Source organism: Micromonospora salmantinae (assembly GCF_022230905.1).
GTDB classification, from domain to species: Bacteria; Actinomycetota; Actinomycetes; order Mycobacteriales; family Micromonosporaceae; genus Micromonospora; species Micromonospora salmantinae.
The window spans coordinates 202,101-219,952 of sequence record NZ_JAKKFG010000007.1 but is presented as its reverse complement, the minus strand read 5'-3'; the positions used below and the strand labels follow the sequence as shown (position 1 = coordinate 219,952).

The following is a 17,852-nucleotide window of genomic DNA, read 5'->3' as shown; positions in this document are numbered from 1 at the left end:
TCACTACCATCGGCTCCGCGAACGCTTCCGAGGCGCAGCGATGAGCGCCGTGGCCAACCCGGCCACCGTGGCTGAGTGCCTGCGGGTGGGCGCCGGGTTCTCCCAGGGCGACCGCAACTGGATCGCCGAGCAGTTCGCCACCCTCGACGCCCGGCTCGCCAGCTTCCACGCTGACGCCACCGAGCTGGAGGTGTCGGTGAAGGACCGGGAGGCGCGTGGTCAGAAGGTCACCCTGGAGTGCTGGATCGCCGGCCGGCAGAAGATCGTCACCACCTCCGCGGAGGAGGACCTGCACGCCGCCCTGAACGACGTCCGTGACGACCTGCGCCGCAGGCTCAACGACGCCAAAACCCGCCAGGAGCCGCGGCACAACAAGCACCTGCGCGACCTCCCCCAGCCGCAGACCGAGGCCGACGAGTCGGAGAACCCGGCCCCCCGCGCCGACGCGGAGACGGTCTGACCCACGCCTCACCCCCGCGATCTTGCACTTTCAGCTCCCGAACAGCGGCTACTGCCCCGTTATGTCGGGACAGAAAGTGCAAGATCGCGGGGGTGAGCGGGGCGGGCGGGGAGCGGGGGCGGGGCGGGCGGGGGCGGGCGCGGGCGCGGGCTACCGCTGGGTAGGTTGGCGGCGTAGCGTCGCGTTCGTGGAACCGGACGTGTTGGGGCCGCCGTACGAGCGGCAGACGATCGACCTGGGCACCGACGACGAAGGCCCCGTCGTCGCGACAGTGGTCCGGCGGCGGGCCGAGCGCCCCACCGGGCGGGCCGTGCTCTACGTGCACGGCTTCGTCGACTACTTCTTCCAGACACATCTGGCCGATTTCTTCGCCGAGCGAGGCTGGGATTTCTACGCACTCGACCTCCGCAAATACGGCCGCAGTCTGCTCCCCGCCCAGACCCCCAACTTCTGTCGCGACATCAGCGACTACTTTCCCGAGCTGGACGCCGCCGCCGAGATCATCCGCTCCGATGACGGGCACGACACCCTGCTGGCGATGGGCCACTCCACCGGTGGCCTGATCATCTCGCTCTGGGCGGACGCCCGCCGCGACACCGGCACCATCGATGGCCTGGTGCTCAACAGCCCCTTCTTCGACCTGAACGCCCCCTGGGCGGTCCGTCGACCCCTCGCGGCCGCCGCGTCGCGGCTGGGCCGCAGGGCGCCGCACCGCATCCTCCCGTTCGGGTTGGGCACCGTGTACGGCGAGAGCATCCACTCCGACCACCGCGGCGAGTGGACCTACGACCTGGCGTGGAAGCCGCTGGCCGGATTCCCGGTCCGGGCCGGCTGGCTGAACGCGATCCGCACCGGGCAACGCCGGCTGCGCGCCGGGCTGGACATCCAGGTGCCGGTGCTGCTGGCCTGCTCGACCCGGTCCTTCCGAGGCACCAAGTGGCACGACAACGCGACACTGGCCGACGCCGTACTGGACGTGGAACACATGGTCCGCTACGCGCCCCGCCTCGGGCGCCACGTCACACTGGCCCGCTTCGACGGAGGGATGCACGACCTCACGCTCTCCGGCCCCACCGTACGCAAAAAGGTCTTCGACGAGGTGGGCCGCTGGGCCGAGGCGTTCCTCGCCGCCGGCCCCACCGCCCCGGCCGACGTGACGGGAGCGGCGACGCCCGGCGGCTGACCAGGCCGGCCAACACGCGGTTCAGATGTCGCCGGGCGTCGCCGGGAGGACGGCACGGATCCGGTCGAAGGTCGCCACCGGTTGCGCGCCGACACCGGGCAGGACCAGGCCCAGGCAGTACGGGGAGACCTCACCGGTGGGTTCGGCCTGAACGATGAAGACCGGCGCGCCGACGTACCCCGGCGGTAGCTCGGTGGTGATCAGCACGGCGTCCCCGTCGCGGACCACCCGCTCGATCGCGACCTCCAGCGGCCGCGACCCGTCTTCGCGTACCCCATGGGCCAGCACGAAGGCGGAACTGGCGTCGGCGCCGAGGCGGGCGACCACCTCGGGCCCGGCGGCGATCCCCGCCGGCACCGGCTGGACGCGCCACCGCCAGCCGCCGTCGCCGGCATACCGGTGCAGGCCAGCGGTTGGCAACACCGCAACCCCGTCGCCCGCGAAGCGGGCCCAACCGGGCACGATCTCGGCCTCGGAAATGACGGCCGGGGCCATCCCCGCCGGCTCGGTGATGCTCGCCCGCAGGCTCAACTCACCACCCGAACCGCCCACCAGGTCCGCCGCCGTCAGCAGCGACTCCCCCACCGGGTCGTCGCCGCCCTGGAAGAAGAACGCGGTACCGACGTCGCCCGACGACCGGTACGGCAGGATGGCGCGACCGACGACCTGGCACAGCTCGTAGGCGACGCTGCTCTCGGCATCGGAATCCAGCAACACCAGCCAAAGGTACGGTTCGCGGCCAGGCCGGTCCGCGGTAACCCGGATGCCCGCTACGAGGCGGACGTGAGACTCTGCTCGGCAACGTGGACGCGGGCACCCTTTTCGCCGTCGCACAGTGGGACGGCGGTACCCTCTGGGCGCGACATCCACGCCACACGCGCCCGTAGCTCAGCGGATAGAGCAGGGGACTTCTAATCCCAAGGCCGCAGGTTCGAATCCTGCCGGGCGCACCTTCAAAACACCGGCTTGACATCACAACACCGGCCAATGGATCGGGCGCGGCATCAGCTCCGCACGGTACGTTCAACCCGTGCTCCCGATGACCCTGGAAGAGATCTCGGCCGCGATCGGCGGAGCCGTCCGCGACGCCCCCGACCCAGTGAGCGTCACGGCTCCGGTGGTGTTCGACAGCCGGCGCGTGGAGCATGGCGGGATGTTCGTGGCGCTGCCGGGTGAGCGCGTCGACGGGCACGACTACGCCGCCCAGGCGATCGAGGCCGGCGCGGTGGCAGTGCTGGCGTCACGACCGGTTGGGGTGCCGGCGGTGGTCGTCGAGGACGTGCCCACCGCTTATGGACGCCTCGCCCGCGCGGTGGTCGACCGGCTGGCGCAAGCCACGGCTATCGGTGTGACCGGCTCGGTAGGCAAGACCTCAACCAAGGACATCCTTGCCCAGGTGCTTCCCGCCTGGGGCGAGACGGTTGCTACCCGGGCGTCCAACAACAACGAGCTTGGGTTGCCGTACACGGTCACCCGCGCCACTGCCAACACCCGCTATCTCGTCTTGGAGATGGGCGCACGCGGCATCGGGCACGTGGCCTACCTGACTGGGATCGCCCCGCTCACCGTCAGCGTCGTTACCCGCGTCGGGCACGCGCACCTAGGCGAGTTCGGTTCGGTGGCAAACATCGCCCAAGCCAAGGGCGAAATCGTGGAAGCCCTGCCAGATGCGGGCGACGGCGGATTGGCGGTGCTCAACGCCGACGATGAGTTGGTGGTCGCCATGGCGAGCCGCACCCGCGCCCGCGTCCTCACCTACGGGATCGACAACCCGGCGGACGTGCGGGCCGAGAAGGTGACATTGGACGAGCTGGGCCGCGCCGGCTTCCGGCTCGTGTATGACGGCCAGGCCGCCGAGGTGCGGTTGCGGCTGTACGGGTTGCACCAGGCGTCCAACGCGCTCGCCGCCGCGACCGTAGCTCTCGGGCTGGGCCACCCGATCGAGGCAGTAGCCGAGGCCGTGTCGCAAGCCGAAGCGGTGTCACCAGGCCGGATGCAGGTCACCACCCGCGCCGACGGGGTGACGATCATCAACGACGCCTACAACGCCGCGCCCGACGCCATGCACGCCGCACTACGCGCCCTGCACGCGATGACCGGGGACGACCAACGGGCGGTCGCGGTGTTGGGCGAGATGAATGAGTTGGGCGAGCACGCCACAGAGGTGCACCGCGAGATCGGACAGCAGGTAGCCGGGATGGGGGCCGGGTGGCTGGTGGCAATCGGCGGTACAAACGCCGACCAGTACGCGAACGGGGCCGCCGGCAGCGGCACAACGGTTGATCGGGCGGCGGACGTGGCCCAGGCGTGGGACCTGCTCCGCAGTGGGCTACGGCCGGGCGATGTCGTGTTGGTGAAGGCATCGAACAGCGCCGGGCTCCTCGCGCTCGCGGACAAGCTGATCGAGGAGCCCGGCGCTGTTACCGCCCAGGCGTAGGGATCACGCCGACAACGCGACCTCGGAACGCTGGCTCAGGGCGTCCAGGATCGTCGCACCGTAGCCGGTCACATCACCGGTGCCCATCGTCAGCACCACGTCACCGCGACCAGCCATCCCCCCGACGATCCGCGCGACGTGATCCGCGCCAAGCGGCAGGCAGTATTGACCGTCGCGCAAGTGAGTCACGATCACTGTTGCGTCGGCCGCCGGCCGTCCTTGCGGCACGGTGCCGTGGACATCGAGCAGCAGGACGTAGTCGGCCTTGTCCGCCAGGAGCCGGCCGATCCGCGAACTGAAGGCCAGCACCCGGGCGTGTCCGGACGGCTGGAACACCACGATGACCCGGCCGCGAGCCAAGGTGCGCGCGGCTTCCAGGTCGGCCGCGATCTCCTTCGGGTGGTCGGCGTAGGAGTCGATCACCGTCACCCCGGCCCGAGTGTCGACGTGCTCGAAGCGACGGCGAACCCCCGCGAAGGTGCACGCCGCGCCCGCCGCATTGGTGGGGTCCAGGCCCAGGGCCACCGCGCACGCCACGGCCCCAACCGCGTTCTCCAGGTGGTGCGCCGCAGGGGTCGGCAGAGTCAGCCGCACCGTCGTCCCGTTCGGCATCCGGACGGTCGCCGAAACGCTCCACCCCTCGGCGCGCACATCGAGCAGGCAGATATCGGCCGTGCGGCTCCGGCCGTAGCGCAGCACCGTCAGGTCAGGTCGCTCATCAGCGATGACCTCGGCGGCCACGTTCGCGCCCACGCAGTCGGCGTTCACGATCAGGAACCCGTGATGAGCGATCCGGGAGCCGAACTCGACGTAGGCACGCATCACCGCGGCGTGGTTGACGAAGTTTTCCGGGTGGTCGTCCGTGACGTTGGTGATGATGGCGATCGACGGGGTGAGGAAGTGGAACGACCGGTCCGACTCGTCCGCCTCAGCGACCAGCAGCCGGGACCCGCCGAGACGGGCGCCAGAGCCCGGCCCGGTCAGGTCAGCCCCGATCAGGTAGGTCGGGTCCTCCCCGAGGGTCCGCAGGATGTGGGCCAGGATGCCGGTCGTCGTGGACTTGCCGTGCGAGCCGGACACCGCGACGAGCCGCCGGTTAGCGCTGAGCGCGTCGAGGACCTGTGCCCGGTGCACCAGCGGGATACCGGCGGCACGGGCCGCCCCGATCTCCGGCGCGTTCTGGGCAACCGTGGTGTAGACGACGCAGCTCGCGTCCTGCACGTGAGAGGCATCGTGCCCCACGTGCACCCGCACGCCCGCGACGCCCAGGGCCGCGACTGTGGCGGAATCGTTCAGGTCGCTACCGCTGACCTGGTGGCCCAATTCGGCCAGCAATCGGGCCAGGCCGGACATCGCGGACCCACCGACGCCCACAAAGTGCGGGCGGGACAGGTCAATGGGGCCGGTGTAAGCCTCGATGGTCGGGTTACCAGTGATCGTGTCGGTCATGGTGCCGTGTCTCCTTCGGTGTGAGAGCTGACGGATTCCGTGCCGTGAGCTGACGTGCGAGGGGGTCCGCTCCTTCCGACGGGTGCGATTCCTTGCGCGCGGCCGAGGTGGCCTCGGGTCACCGCCTCGGCCGCGCGAGTCCAATCGATATGCGTCGGCCTGTAGGGCGAGGCCGGAGGCGGTGGCAGGCCACCGCCGGAAAACGGGAGATAGCCAGTAGCCGGCGGCGCAGCACCAAGTGCCTGTTGCTTTCGCTCTCGCCTGCGCGCCGCGCGGCACGAGGGACACGCACACGGGCGGCCACCAGGGAAGCGGAGTGACCGGTGCGGGCGATGCCTTGGTCGGATCAGGTCCGCGTCGTCGTCATCCATGTGCGCCGTCACTGCTTCCGCAGGGTGGGGTGTTCACGACGCCCCCAACGACGGCCCGAGACGATGCTCCGAAGAATGCAGGGCCGCCGATCCGACGCGCGTTGATCAGCTCAGGGCGTGTCGCTCCCGGGTTGCGCCTGGGTAGACGTAGTGAGCGGCGGAATACTCGAACGGCGTCTTCGCGTTGCGGGCATGACCCCGACTTTCCGCAGCCGGCGCAACAACCATTTGCGCTCAGAACCGTGTGCCGATCCAATACCAGTTGCGCCCTGTCGATCTGCCAGCCGCCGGAGTAAGTAGTCACGCGATTTCACCTCCCGAGGGGGCAGGGCGACGCCGCATGAGTAACAACCTCTCGTCCACGCGGCGCACCCTGCCCGTCACCCACCACTACGGCGTACACCGCTCGCAGCAATGGGGATTCCGTCCAGATTTCAGCCACACAAGACCGACGCGACGCAGGGCTAATCAATTTGCCGATTCGTCGTCGTCTTGCTTACCTACAGCGAATCGCAAACCACCGCCGTTAGGTACTCTGTGACCCACGTCGAAGCGGTGAACGTGGTGAAAGATCGACTTCTATGCGGGGGTACACAGTGCCGCAAGCGGGACCCGGCAACGCCAAGCTCGCAGCCGTGATCGCGGAAGCTGGGATGTCCCATGCCGAGGTGGCACGAGCACTGGTCCGCGTCGCTCAGGAGAGCAACGCGGACGAGTTGACCGGGGTCGGCCGTTCCCACGTCTCGCACTGGATCGCCGGCTCGAAGCCCTCTGGACGAGCACCCGTGCTGCTCTGCGAAGCGCTGTCACGCAAGCTCGGACGCGCGCTGACCTTGGAGGACATCGGTCTACCGACTCCACTGCTGTCCTCAGCGGACATGCTTGGGTGGCGAGTCGATACGCTGGCCGCGCTGACCGAACTCGGGAGAGTCGACGTGGACGCTGAGCGCAGGCGTGTTCTGGGCACTGCCGCCTACTCGCTTGCTGCGCTTGCCCTGCCAGCCGATCCCTGGTGGACGCGCATGGCCAAGCTGGGCCAAGCGCGCGGCACGCCCGCTGGCAGGACCGTACGCAGGGGCGACGTTGACGCGGTACACGACATGGTGTCGCTGTTCTCGCGCGTGGACCAGCGCCGGGGCGGCGGGCACGCCCGATCAGCAGTGGCCCAATATCTCAGCTCCGACGTGGCGGCTTACCTACGCGGGCGCTACGCAGACGAAAAGCTGAGACGCGACATGTTCACCGCGGCCAGCGAGCTTTCTTACCTTGCGGGATGGATGGCGTTTGACAATGGCGAACACAACGTCGCGCAGCACTATTTCAACATCGCAGTGAAGTTAGCTGCCGAAGCCGACAACCCGGCGATGGCGGGCCACGTCCTCCGGGCGATGGCACACCAGGCGATCGACCTTGGGCACCACAAGCACGCTCTCGATCTCGCCGATGCCTCGGTGCGCGGCGACCGCTACGAGACGGCAGCTCCACGGGAACGCGCTCTCATAGGAGTGGTCCATGCTCGCGCTCTAGCAGTAAACGGCGAGACCCAGAATTCGGCCCGCGCGCTGATCCGAGCAGAGGACGACCTCGCCGCCGCCACCCAAGGAGACGACGAGCCCGGACGAGTCTTCTTCTTCGCTGAGGCCAGCCTCGCGCACGAGACGGCATGCGCGTTACGGGACACCGGCGACCTGGCGGGGGCGACAAGTCATTTCCGCCGCAGTGTCAGGACACGCAAAGCGGCAGCCTTCACCCGAACCCACGCAGTCACGCTGGGTTACCTCGGGGCAGTGCAGGCCCGGCAGGGTGAGATTGAGGAAGCCTGCGCAACGTGGTCCCGCGCCCTCGACGCGATGGAAGGCGTTCGCTCGGGCCGTACGCGTCAGGTAGCCGCCGAGATGCGCGCCATCCTCTCCCCCTACCAAAACCGCAAGATCCGAGGGGTCCAGGAGATCGATGCTCGCGCCAAGAGCTACCTCTCTACTTCTGCCTAGAAGAAGTCACATACAGACCGGGAGGGCCGAATGGCAGCCGAAGAATTCACCGTGGAGTCCATTGCTCGCGTCGTAGGGGGAAGAACCGAGCCAACAGACGACTACTGGGGCGGAACCAGAGCTGTCATTCGAGTCGATGAAGAACGCTTCACGCCAGAAGCCACCAAAGGACTTGAGGAGTTCTCCCATCTTGAGGTCGTGTTTCGCTTCCATCTCACCGATCCCACTGACCTGAACCTCGGTGCACGTCGCCCCAGAGACAACCCGGAGTGGCCGGAAGTCGGCATCTTTGGCCATCGCAACATGCGTCGGATCAACTGGCTGGGCGTAAGTCGGTGCCGCCTGGTCAAGGTCGACGGGCTTGATCTGCACGTCGAGGACCTGGACGCGGTGGACGGCACTCCAGTCCTCGACATCAAGCCGTGGTTCTCAGAGTTCGGTCCACGGGGCTCGGTGCAGCAAGCTAGCTGGACCTCTGAAATGCTGCAAAGCTATTTCACCTCACCCGGCGATCAACAAGCTTGACGCCTCAGCAGACTTGCGGACGTCATCGAACGTGTGACCCACAGTACGGGCGCCAGGACAGTTTGAGGCGGCTGGCACATATTGCAGCGTTAACCCGGTTCGCCGAAAGGGCACCAATGCTTCCCTGCGAACCCACCGGCGTAGACGATCCGGTGTAGATCCGACGTCAGTTTGGCCATCGCGTACCGTGCCGTCTCGCTCCTGCACGACCGGGATCTTGTCGTGGGCCAGCCGGGGCGCGGGATCCATGTCGCAGGGGAGAAGTAGGCTCGCGTCCATGCGCCCAGCTGTCGCCATCGAGGAACTGACGAAGCTCAAGGCCGAGGCCGAAGCTGCTGATCTCTTCCGTCAGCGCGAGGGCTTGGAGTCGTGGAAGCATCGGGTGCGCATGATCTTTGTCCGCACACTGGGCACCGACAACCACATTGTGGAGAGCTTCGACAAGGTTAGGTATTCGCCGACCGCGATATCCGGTGGGATGCCCCGGTCTGCCTACGAGGAACGTCGGCGTAGCGGAGTCCTGAGTGTCATGGGGCTGACAGACGCGGCCATCTATGAACTCCAGTTCAGTGGCGGCGGTGAGCCAGTGGACGAGTACGCGTACGACCCTGATCTTTGGTCGCACGTCAAGGGACTGGTAGATGACGAGGAGTGGGGGAAGGTCGCCAGTCAGACAGCGATCTTTGTTGAGAACCACGTCCGAACGTGGGCGGGGAACCCGCAGGATCGGAACGACAACAACCTGGTCGGCAAGGCTCTCTACCTGAAGGTGTTCGACGATGCCAGCGACTACCGGCTTGGCCGGCAAGCCAGCGAGCGCGAGGGCTGGCGGTACCTCGGGATGGGCTTCGCCCAGGCGCTCAGCAACGTGGACCGGCACCGCATCCAGAACCGGGACGACGCCAAGCGCTATGCCCTCGGCGTGCTCGGCCTCGGGAGCCTGCTGCTGACGCAACTCCGGTACGAGCACAGCGACATCCTCAAGACCGAGTAGCTGGGCACAGCGCTCAGGCCGCCCACCACCAGGCACACGGCCCCGATACCGCCGGGTCGCGGTCGGTCAGTGTGGACACGGCTGCTGTCGGGTTTTAGCCTCGACTTTTCGGTGGGTAGATCTACATGCAACGGAGCGTCACAATGATCGCTCCGGACTGTAGGGGGAACCATGTCTGTCGCTGTCGATGACCCAACTCCACTGCGTGGGGACCTGGATCAGAAGCAGTGCATGGAAACCCTTCAGGAGGCATACCTACACGCCGTGGCTGCGGCGGCCCGCTGCTCCCTCTCGAAACCTAATAGGGATCGAGGGATTGACTGGAAGATCAGCCATCAATCGACTGAGCATCTTCACGACTTCGAGGTAGATCTCCGAGTCCAGTTGAAGAGCACATATCAGGTCGCCCCGGCAAGCGATCTGGATTCGATTCCGATCTCATTGCCAAACAGTCAGCTAACTCGCCTAGCGCACTCGCCCGTCATCACTTCAACGATCTTGATCGCCATGCTGGTGCCTCGCGATATCGGGCAGTGGATTGAGGTAGGTTCCAACCACATGATGCTCCGCCATTGTTGCTATTGGCGGAACCTCGAAGGACACCCGATTACCGGCAGGGACGAGACTGTAGTTAGGGTTCCCACGTCGCAGGTCTTTGACGAGTTCGCTCTCTGCGACATCATGCGACGCATCGGGGCCGGTGGTCGAGCATGACCATCCCGGTGGACGCCGTGGCGCTGGACGGCTCGTGGATCAGCCCGAGTCAGACTGTGGCATATCTACAGCGCCAGGGTTGGACGATCCGTGGCGGGCGCGAAGGGTTGTACCTGCGACTAGCTCCACCGACCGTCGGTCAGAGTGTTGTAGTTCCGATGGACGTGGGGCATGCCGACTTTCGGAATCTGCTGACCGACGCAGTCGCGGCCGTCGGGGACATCTCCGGTATAGATTATGAGCGGATGCTCACCAGGCTTGATGTTGGCATTGGCGATCTGGTCCGATTCCGCAAGGAGATGCCTACGCCACACGGAACGATTCCTTGGACGTCCGGTCAATCACTGATCACCGCGTCTACTCGGCTACTTGAAGCGGCTGCCAAGGCCGAACGGGAGAAGACCAAGTATTTCGGAAACAAACATTGGACCTCTGCCAAGGCGTACATGAACAGTGTCCGCATGGGGCAGACGGAGATAGGCAGCTATGTCGTCACGGCGCTAACTCCCGTGGGCGACATAGCCGGGGTAGACGTACCTTTGCCAGGCTTCGGCGAGGCCCTGACAGGCCGTAAGGTTACGCGCACGTTGGTATCGAGTCTGGAAGCCACCCGGGAAGCAACAGATCAGTTCAACCGAACATCATCCAGTGCCGCCTTTGACGAAGCAGTCCAGTACGGAGTCTCATATGAGCTGACGCAAGCCTTAGCCCGACTCGTCGCCAACTCAGACGGAGCCGAGGTCGGCGTGGAGTGGCGGGACTGGCGGGAAGATGCGCCCGGTCCGACCTACGTACAGTTCGAGCCATCGGACGTCATTGCTCTTGAGAGCGCCAGTACCCGGTTCGCCCGGACCGAGCCTTCAGTCGGCATCACAGCACTCGGGACGGTAACCCTGCTCGACCGGCCCAGGCCGGGCACTGCGGGCGTGATCCGTTTGAACGTCATCGAGGGCTCGCAAGCCAAGAAGCTCCGCGTTCGGCTGCCTGAGGAACTGTACGACCAGGCAATCCAGGCTTTCCGAGAAGGGCTTGCGATGCGCCTGTCTGGCCGGCAGGAGAAGGAGGGACGGCTGTACTGGCTGTACGACCCGCGAGGGATCGACCTCGTTGAGGTCCCCTCGGCGGTGGAGCCTAGCCCTGCCGAGCAGGACAGCGATGACGACCTCGATCAGCCCCTGTTTTAGGCAGGCGCCAGCGGTTCAGATCGAACTCCTCCGCCAGCGAACATCACCCACCAGTCGACCCGTAAACCGGCGGTTCGGGTTCACGGATCGCCCTTGCGGCTTCGCGCTCGGCCCCTGGCTCGCCGTTCGTAGGGCGTGCGGCGGCAGGGGATCGTGCTCGCTGCCGTAGAGCGCGTCACCCCTCCGCGCGGCGGCTACCGCCAACTGCCGATCACGGTGCGGCCCGATCCGCGCCTCGTACCGACCGGGTCGTGGTCCTAATGGCCTGATCGCTTGGAGGGTGAGCCCGCAGTGAGCCCGGACGCCTCCGGATCCGGCGTCACGACCCGACATGGATCGACATGGATAGGGGTGTCTACCTGGACAGATAGACACCCCTAGCAACTCACGATCACGGGCTAACCCGTATCCGATTCAACTTCTAATCCCAAGGCCGCAGGTTCGAATCCTGCCGGGCGCACCCCACCACCGCAGGTCAGCGGCTTGCGTGCCCGGCCCCGTCGATGACCTCGACCCCGGCACGGCCATTCATACAGCTCGGAGATCCGCTACCTGGCCTTGGAGCCGCTGGGCCCGGTACACCTGCCCATCGGGCCCCGTGTAGACCAGGGCCAGCAGCAGGTCCGACATCGCAACCAGTGCAGTGGCTCCCCTGGCCGCTTCCCGTTGCGCCCCCTCCAGATACGGGAAGGGCGCGACGAACGTTAGCGGTGAAGCGCCCCCGTCGAACACGGCCAGTCTGGAGCCCGTGGGTCCACCAGGTGTCGCCAACTTTGATGTCGCCTGCGCCCTTCAGCCAGGGATAGCGCTGGGGATCTTGTTTTCCACTCCGGCGCTCCCGGCGCTGATGGCGTCCGGCAGTGGCGAAGACGCGCTGAAGCTTCCCGCCTTGCGGTTGGTGCGCTTGTCAATGAGGAAGATCGCGAAGTAACCGCCGTCGAGTGGCTTGGGCAGGGTCTGCCAAGAAACTTCGCCGAGCACTAGTTGGTTACGTCCGTTGGACACCGGCGCGGGCTCGTTCTGGCCGAGCGCAGCCTGAGCCTCCTCGTGGCTGACGAACCGTTATCTCGGCATTTCTCAGCGTCAGCGGCCAGGGCTCGAATTCCTGAGGAGCGAATAAAGATCGAGGTGAGACCACAGCCTGCCAAGAGTTCCCACCAAAACGGACCAAATGGTAGGCATTCCCTCCCTTGTGGAGAGGGTTGGGCAGCCATCCCGCTGCGGTGTTGCTCATTGCGCAGTCTTGGACGTGCATCCATCCTTGCTCTTCCGCCCACTGACGGTAGTATCTCCGTGTTTTTGCTTGCAACGGGGAGGAAGACCACATGCGATGGAAGTTCCCGGCCGGCGCCCTATTGGCGCTGGCCTTTCTGATTCCGGCGACTCCGGCGGCGGCGCAGTTCGAATCACCAGGGCTGAACGAGGCCTGCCAAACGGTCGAGCGCAAGGTGTACAAGGACATCCGCGAGCTTGTCACCTTCGACCTGGATACCGCCACCGAGCAGGAGGTACGGGTGTTGGCTGCCCAGATCCTGGCCGCGGCGAACGCCGACTCGTTGCCCGTTCTGCCCGGTGCCATCCAGGATGCGCTGAAGGGCACTGATGATGAGCTCCGCGCATTCCTCAAGACAGGCGTGCAGAATGCCTGGTCAACGGCTCTGCGGATCACCGTGGTTCGAACGTTGACGGACGCTGGCGCCAACGTGGAGGCCGCCGCGCAGAAGGTGCTCGGTGAGGCGACCGTCGACGCCTACCTGGCTTACCTGAACGACGGCCTGTACGCCGCCCGTGAGCTTGACTGCGCGTCTCAGCCCACGCCGACGCCGACGTCTCAGCCCACACCGAGCGCTACGCCCAGCGCCACGACGACCGCGGCACCGACTCCTACCGTCTCCGCCAGCCCGGGCGCCCCCGGCGGCGAGGGTGGCGAGGGCGGTGGGCTGCCCGTGACCGGTGCCGACACCGCGACCGTGGCCGGTATTGGCAGTGTGCTCCTGCTCCTCGGCGGCGCTGGATACCTGATCGGACGCCGACGCCGTTCCCGCTTCGTGGCATAGCGCAACTGGCGCGTCCGGCTCGATGCGTCGTCGAGCCGGGCGCGTCAACGCCGTTCGTGGCCGTCGCGGATGCAGCGGGGGGCATACTGGGCGAACGCGCGCTTGCGGAAGTTCATCGGACTTGCCCGCGTAGCGAGAAGTCACTGCGCTGATAGCGTCGGACGGTGTCGATGTTCCGCAGCCCGCAGGTGATCCTCTTCAGCGAGGACGTCTCCCGCGCGCCGAGTTCTACGCCGGCCTCGGCTTCACCGAGACCTATCGGATGCCGGCCGAGGGCGGAACGGTGTGTCAGCCCTGCTGGTGACGCTCATTGCGCCGAAGGGCCTCTTCGAGTTGGTCCTCGAGAATGATGATCCGGCAGGCCGAGGCCAGGTCGGTGCCCTGGTCGCACATCTCCCGGGCTCTCGCGGCAAGGCGCAGTTGATAGCGGGAGTAGCGGCGGTGCCCGCCAGCGGAGCGCTGCGGGTCGATCAGTTTCGCATCGCCGAGTCGGCGTAGGAAATCCTGCGAGCAGCCGAGGATCTCGGCGGCACGGCCCATCGTGTAGGCGGGGTAGTCCTCATCGTCGAGCATGTCGTCGGGTTGAGCCATGAAATCTCCATCACGAGGGCCCCGGTGCTCGGAAGCACCGGGGCCCAAGGGTTGTGGGTCAGGAACACCATCTACCGACAGAACGTCGGCTTGTCTTGTCCGCACCTGCCGTCAGGGACGGCTTCGGGGTGCGAGGATCGCATAAGCGTGACCGGAGACCACCTCTCGTTCGAGGGAAACTGCGGTGTCCGCGCCCAGCCCACGAATGCGACTGGCAGCGGGCGATCCAACGGTGTAATGCCCTCCCTTGCCTCTGATTTCCTCTGAAGTACTCCGTGCTGTCCGTCGGTGTCCGAGCCCCACGCGACTTCATGGCCCCAACACGTACGACGAACCCTCCTTGAACCTCGGGTGAAGCCCTGAACAAGCGTCGGCCCCACCCGCTGTCACACGTCCGTCTGCGGCAAATGTCTGCCGCCGAGTTGAGCAGGCCCCACAAGGTTCCCTGGGCCCCACTCCTTCGCCCTCGTGCGGGGCGGCAACGTCAGCGTCTTTGTTTGCTCTGCTCTCGACCACAGGTACGTTAGTCGACGGCGGCGCGAATGTCTAGCGCTTCGCTCATAGATTTTCTCCGGGGACGGAGATAGTCCTGCCGGCGCACGGCTGTCTCCTGGCGCTCAGCACCAGCACTGCGCTGACAGCGTCGGGCCGTGTCGAGGTCGATCGGGCCTGCTGCGCACAAAGTGCCCGGCGGGTGTCTACGGACCGGCCGGCCTACGGCGTTAATAGGGCGTGACGTTCGAGGAGTACGCGTTCGCTCGCACTTCGGCGCTGGTGCGGCTCGCCCGGCTGCTGACCGGTGACGAGCACCGAGCCGAGGATCTGGTTCAGGATGTCCTCGCGCGGGCGTACGCCCGGTGGGGCCGCATCTCGCGGACGGACCGTCCTGATGCGTATGTCCGGCGCATGCTCGTCAACACCCACAACTCGTGGTGGCGTCGGCTCAGCAGCCGCGAGGTCTCGGTTGCCGCGGTGCTCGATCGGGCTGGCGAGGTGGACGAGGCCGCCGGGGTCGCCGAGCGCGACGCACTGTGGCGGTTGGTCTGTGATCTGCCGGCGCGTCAGCGCACCGTGATCGTCCTGCGCTACTACGAGGATCTGGACGACACGTCGATCGCCGAGATCCTCGCCTGTTCGACCGGGACGGTACGCACACACGCGAGGCGGGCCCTGGCGGCGCTGCGTCAGCGTCAGGTTGCAGCTACCCACGCATGGGCAGGAGAGCTCTGATGTTCAGTGACCTCGATGAGCAGCTCGCCACCACGCTCAAGCATCGGGCGGGTGGCGACATCGATCCGACGCCGATCGTGCAACAGGCCCGGCATCGCGGCCGGCGGTTGCGAGTGTGGCGACGGGGACTGATCGCCGGCGGCGTGGCAGCGGCGTGTGCCGCTCTCACCTCGGTGGTGCTGGTGATTCCGGGCGGCGGGACCACCGATGACCGGATCATGCCGGCCGCGGCGTTGATGCTGCCGGAGGCACACAGCGATGGGACCGTACGCCCCGAGGAGGTCGGTGCCGATCCCGCGACCGTGCATTTCTCGACCGACACGCTGGTGAGCGATGCCAGCTCCGCGTCGTGGCGCACCGGGCGCGGCATCGAGAGCGTCGAGTTTCGGGGCCCGACCGGGGGGGCCCGTTTCGTGTTGGCGCGTACCGAAGGTTTGTTGGACGGGCTTCAGCAGACGTTGTCCTCACAGGGTCGACCGCAGGGACGGACCGAGGTGCGGGTCGGCGACCGCCCGGGGGCCGCCTGGTTCGATCCGTCCGGCGACCGGAAGCTGTGGTTCGTCCGCTGGCAACCCGCCGACGGGCTCTGGGCCCAGTTGGACATCTACGCGACCACCCGGGACGAGGCGGCCGGCACGGCGAGCCGGGTCCGGTTCGATGGTGCCCACCGCTGTGTCGTGCCGTTCCGCCTGGAGTCGCTGCCGCCCGACGGACGGTTGCTGGAGTGCTCGGTCACGCTCGGCCGGTCGGCGCGGGACTCCTTCGTCGAGGGCTCTCTGGTGGTCGGTGACGCATCCGGTCGTTGGCTGACCGTTCGGGCGCAACTCGCCCCGGCCGGCGACGACGCCCGCCGCGGAGACCTTGTCGCCGGCCCCTACCGGGCCCGCCGACAAGGCAGGGACGTGCTGGAGATGGTGGTCGAGCGCTGCTTCGTCGAGGCGTTTCGCAAGGGTTGGGGGAACGGCTACACCGAGGCGGAGGGCTTGGCGATCCTCGGCGGGTACCAGCCGGCCCGCGATCTCGACCGCCCGGACACCTGGTGACGCCACCACCTGGCGAGGGTGTGTGGTTCATGAGCTGCGGATCACCCGAGCCGCGCGGCTGGGCCGGTGTCCTGTTCGGGGCCGAGGAGCAGCCGCTCCACCCCGGTGATCCGCAGCACCCGCTGGGTGATTCCCCCGGCGCCTCGGATCGAGAAGCGGGAGCCGGCCTGGTCCGCCCGGTTCCGCGCCAGCAGAAGTACGCGCACGCCCGCGGCGCTGAAGAAGCCGACGCCGGTCAGGTCGCAACAGACTTCCGGATGGCTGTCGATGGCGATCATCAGGGCCGTGGCCAGGCGTGGCGCGGTGTCCATGTCGACGTACCCCACCGGGGCGACGACCATCCGGTCGGCCGAGATGGTCGCGGACATGTTCGTGGGCTCGGTGTAGCGGGTCACCTGGAACGACGGCCCGGAGGAGTCGAGGTCGAGGCGGCCGTCCCACTTGCTGCCGGCAAGCACCGCTGACGTGACCTGACCGATGGTGACTGCCGTCGGGGATCTGTCGAGATGGCTCTGGAAGGGCCAGGAACGCTCAGTCATGGGAGCACCCGCCTCCTGTTGAAATCCGTAACAGGATTGGCGCGTGGCTTGACCAACCTCGACGATAACCGCCTGGGCAGTCGTCCGCCACTCCGCGCGTCCGCTCCCGGCCGACCTCAGTCGGTGCTGCGCTGGCGGGCCGCCACTTCCGGAGAACAGCAGTCGGTTGCCGGAAGCCTACGGTAGGTTGCCGGACGCACCGCGGTCACGCTTGAGACCCGGCGGTCGGGTGGTCCGTTCCACCAGGGCGGCAGCGACCTCCCGCAACTTGCGGTTGGAGTCCTGGGAAACCTTCGCCAGGACGGCGAACGCCTCGTCGGGGGTGCAGCGGCGTTCGCCCATGATGATGCCCTTGGCCTGCTCAATGACGGCCCGGCTCTGCATGGCCGACTGCATCTGCGCGGCCATGGTGGCGGTGGTGTCGTAGAGGTGGGCGTTGGCGAGGGCGACAGCGGCGTACCCCGCGAACGTCTCTGCGAGGGCGACCGCGTCGTCGTCGAAGGCACCCGCCTCGACCCCGTAGATGTTCAGCGCACCGAGCACGGACTCCTGGATCGGGAACCCGATCGACAGTGAGCTGTGCGCTCCGCCCTGCACGGCTTCGGCCGCCCACTGCGGCCAGCGGATCTCCTCGGACATGTCGGGGACGGACACGACGGCGGAGTCTCTGGCCGCCTCCAGACAGGGACCCTCACCGTGCTCGTACTGCAGTTCGTCGAGCTGCAGCGCCATCTCACCGCTGAACGCTGCGGTGTGCGCACCCTCCTGCTTCAGCAACGTCACCGACACCTCCTCGGCGCCGGGGATCGTTCGCCGTGCCAACTCGGAGACCTGGGTCAACACTCCAGACAGGTCGGTTTCGCCGAGCTTGATCTGACCGAGTTCGGAGACCGCCGCATTGGGGTCAATGGGCTGCTGTGCCATGACTTCAAGGTCCTCGTGCCCGGGGCGCGTACCGGTTGCAGGAAGGCGACGGCAGCGCGCGTGGTGATGGCGCACCGCGAGCACGGGGCGCCGCACGGACTCGCCAACCGAGCCCGGGCGCCCGCTGCTGGACGCTGACTGACCGACGCACAGGCGTCGG

At 67.0% G+C, this 17,852-nt stretch carries 17 protein-coding genes and 1 tRNA gene; 12 read left to right on the top strand and 6 right to left on the bottom strand.

From position 1 onward, the window contains the following. Positions 1-40 precede the first annotated feature (40 nt). Positions 41-460, top strand: coding sequence for an HPF/RaiA family ribosome-associated protein (locus PSH03_RS06965; RefSeq protein ID WP_238688586.1), 420 nt, complete (start codon positions 41-43; stop codon positions 458-460). A 187-nt stretch (positions 461-647) separates the two neighbouring features. Then, positions 648-1,643 carry an alpha/beta hydrolase gene (locus PSH03_RS06960; protein ID WP_238688585.1) on the top strand — a complete coding sequence of 332 codons (996 nt, stop codon included), beginning with the start codon at positions 648-650 and terminating at the stop codon, positions 1,641-1,643. 21 nt (positions 1,644-1,664) lie between these two features. Here PSH03_RS06960 and PSH03_RS06955 read toward each other — a convergent pair whose 3' ends face one another. Then, positions 1,665-2,360 (bottom strand): hypothetical protein, encoded by a 696-nt coding sequence (locus PSH03_RS06955; protein ID WP_238688584.1) that lies wholly within the window; start codon positions 2,358-2,360, stop codon positions 1,665-1,667. Between the two features lie 160 nt (positions 2,361-2,520). Here PSH03_RS06955 and PSH03_RS06950 point away from each other — a divergent pair. Next, positions 2,521-2,593, top strand: a tRNA-Arg gene (locus PSH03_RS06950). Positions 2,594-2,682: 89 nt separating this feature from the next. After that, positions 2,683-4,080, top strand: a complete 1,398-nt coding sequence (locus tag PSH03_RS06945) for a UDP-N-acetylmuramoyl-tripeptide--D-alanyl-D-alanine ligase (protein ID WP_238688618.1) — start codon at positions 2,683-2,685, stop codon at positions 4,078-4,080. 3 nt (positions 4,081-4,083) lie between these two features. On the opposite strand, the gene murC is transcribed toward PSH03_RS06945, so the two are convergent. After that, positions 4,084-5,529 carry a UDP-N-acetylmuramate--L-alanine ligase gene (gene murC / locus PSH03_RS06940; protein ID WP_238688583.1) on the bottom strand — a complete coding sequence of 482 codons (1,446 nt, stop codon included), beginning with the start codon at positions 5,527-5,529 and terminating at the stop codon, positions 4,084-4,086. 1,006 nt (positions 5,530-6,535) lie between these two features. Between murC and PSH03_RS06935 the strand changes: the two genes are divergently transcribed. From PSH03_RS06935 to PSH03_RS06920, 5 genes are all read left to right on the top strand, one after another. After that, the gene (locus PSH03_RS06935) at positions 6,536-7,891 is read left to right on the top strand and encodes an NsdA family TPR-like regulatory protein (protein ID WP_238688582.1); all 1,356 of its coding nucleotides are present in this window, start codon (positions 6,536-6,538) and stop codon (positions 7,889-7,891) included. A 30-nt stretch (positions 7,892-7,921) separates the two neighbouring features. Continuing rightward, complete coding sequence (locus tag PSH03_RS06930; RefSeq protein WP_238688581.1) at positions 7,922-8,416, top strand: SAM-dependent methyltransferase; 495 nt, start codon at positions 7,922-7,924, stop codon at positions 8,414-8,416. 277 nt (positions 8,417-8,693) lie between these two features. Further along, positions 8,694-9,410 (top strand): TIGR02391 family protein, encoded by a 717-nt coding sequence (locus PSH03_RS06925; protein ID WP_238688580.1) that lies wholly within the window; start codon positions 8,694-8,696, stop codon positions 9,408-9,410. A 171-nt stretch (positions 9,411-9,581) separates the two neighbouring features. Next, positions 9,582-10,124: a DUF4365 domain-containing protein gene (locus tag PSH03_RS32990; RefSeq protein ID WP_372494712.1), complete on the top strand. Its 543-nt coding sequence runs from the start codon at positions 9,582-9,584 to the stop codon at positions 10,122-10,124. Then, complete coding sequence (locus PSH03_RS06920; RefSeq protein WP_238688579.1) at positions 10,121-11,308, top strand: hypothetical protein; 1,188 nt, start codon at positions 10,121-10,123, stop codon at positions 11,306-11,308. The genes PSH03_RS32990 and PSH03_RS06920 overlap by 4 nt, the downstream gene beginning before the upstream one ends. A gap of 792 nt (positions 11,309-12,100) precedes the next feature. Here the strand turns inward: PSH03_RS06920 and PSH03_RS06915 are convergent. Next, positions 12,101-12,313 carry a hypothetical protein gene (locus PSH03_RS06915; RefSeq protein ID WP_238688578.1) on the bottom strand — a complete coding sequence of 71 codons (213 nt, stop codon included), beginning with the start codon at positions 12,311-12,313 and terminating at the stop codon, positions 12,101-12,103. Positions 12,314-12,633: 320 nt separating this feature from the next. Here PSH03_RS06915 and PSH03_RS06910 point away from each other — a divergent pair, with 320 nt between their 5' ends. Then, positions 12,634-13,365, top strand: a complete 732-nt coding sequence (locus PSH03_RS06910) for an LPXTG cell wall anchor domain-containing protein (protein WP_238688577.1) — start codon at positions 12,634-12,636, stop codon at positions 13,363-13,365. Between the two features lie 288 nt (positions 13,366-13,653). Here the strand turns inward: PSH03_RS06910 and PSH03_RS06905 are convergent, their stop codons facing one another. Continuing rightward, on the bottom strand, positions 13,654-13,956 hold the full coding sequence (locus PSH03_RS06905) for a helix-turn-helix domain-containing protein (protein WP_210787733.1): 303 nt from the start codon (positions 13,954-13,956) through the stop codon (positions 13,654-13,656). A 732-nt stretch (positions 13,957-14,688) separates the two neighbouring features. Here PSH03_RS06905 and PSH03_RS06900 point away from each other — a divergent pair. Both PSH03_RS06900 and PSH03_RS06895 read left to right on the top strand, forming a co-directional pair. Next, entirely contained in the window at positions 14,689-15,186 is a 498-nt protein-coding gene (locus PSH03_RS06900; RefSeq protein WP_210784578.1) for a SigE family RNA polymerase sigma factor, read from the top strand. Further along, a complete protein-coding gene (locus tag PSH03_RS06895) occupies positions 15,186-16,229 on the top strand; it encodes a hypothetical protein (RefSeq protein ID WP_238688576.1) in 1,044 nt (347 codons plus the stop codon). The genes PSH03_RS06900 and PSH03_RS06895 overlap by 1 nt, the downstream gene beginning before the upstream one ends. Before the next feature lie 41 nt (positions 16,230-16,270). Here the strand turns inward: PSH03_RS06895 and PSH03_RS06890 are convergent, their stop codons facing one another. Continuing rightward, positions 16,271-16,768: an STAS domain-containing protein gene (locus PSH03_RS06890; protein WP_210784576.1), complete on the bottom strand. Its 498-nt coding sequence runs from the start codon at positions 16,766-16,768 to the stop codon at positions 16,271-16,273. 177 nt (positions 16,769-16,945) lie between these two features. After that, positions 16,946-17,692, bottom strand: coding sequence for a GAF and ANTAR domain-containing protein (locus PSH03_RS06885; RefSeq protein WP_238688575.1), 747 nt, complete (start codon positions 17,690-17,692; stop codon positions 16,946-16,948). Positions 17,693-17,852: the final 160 nt, after the last annotated feature.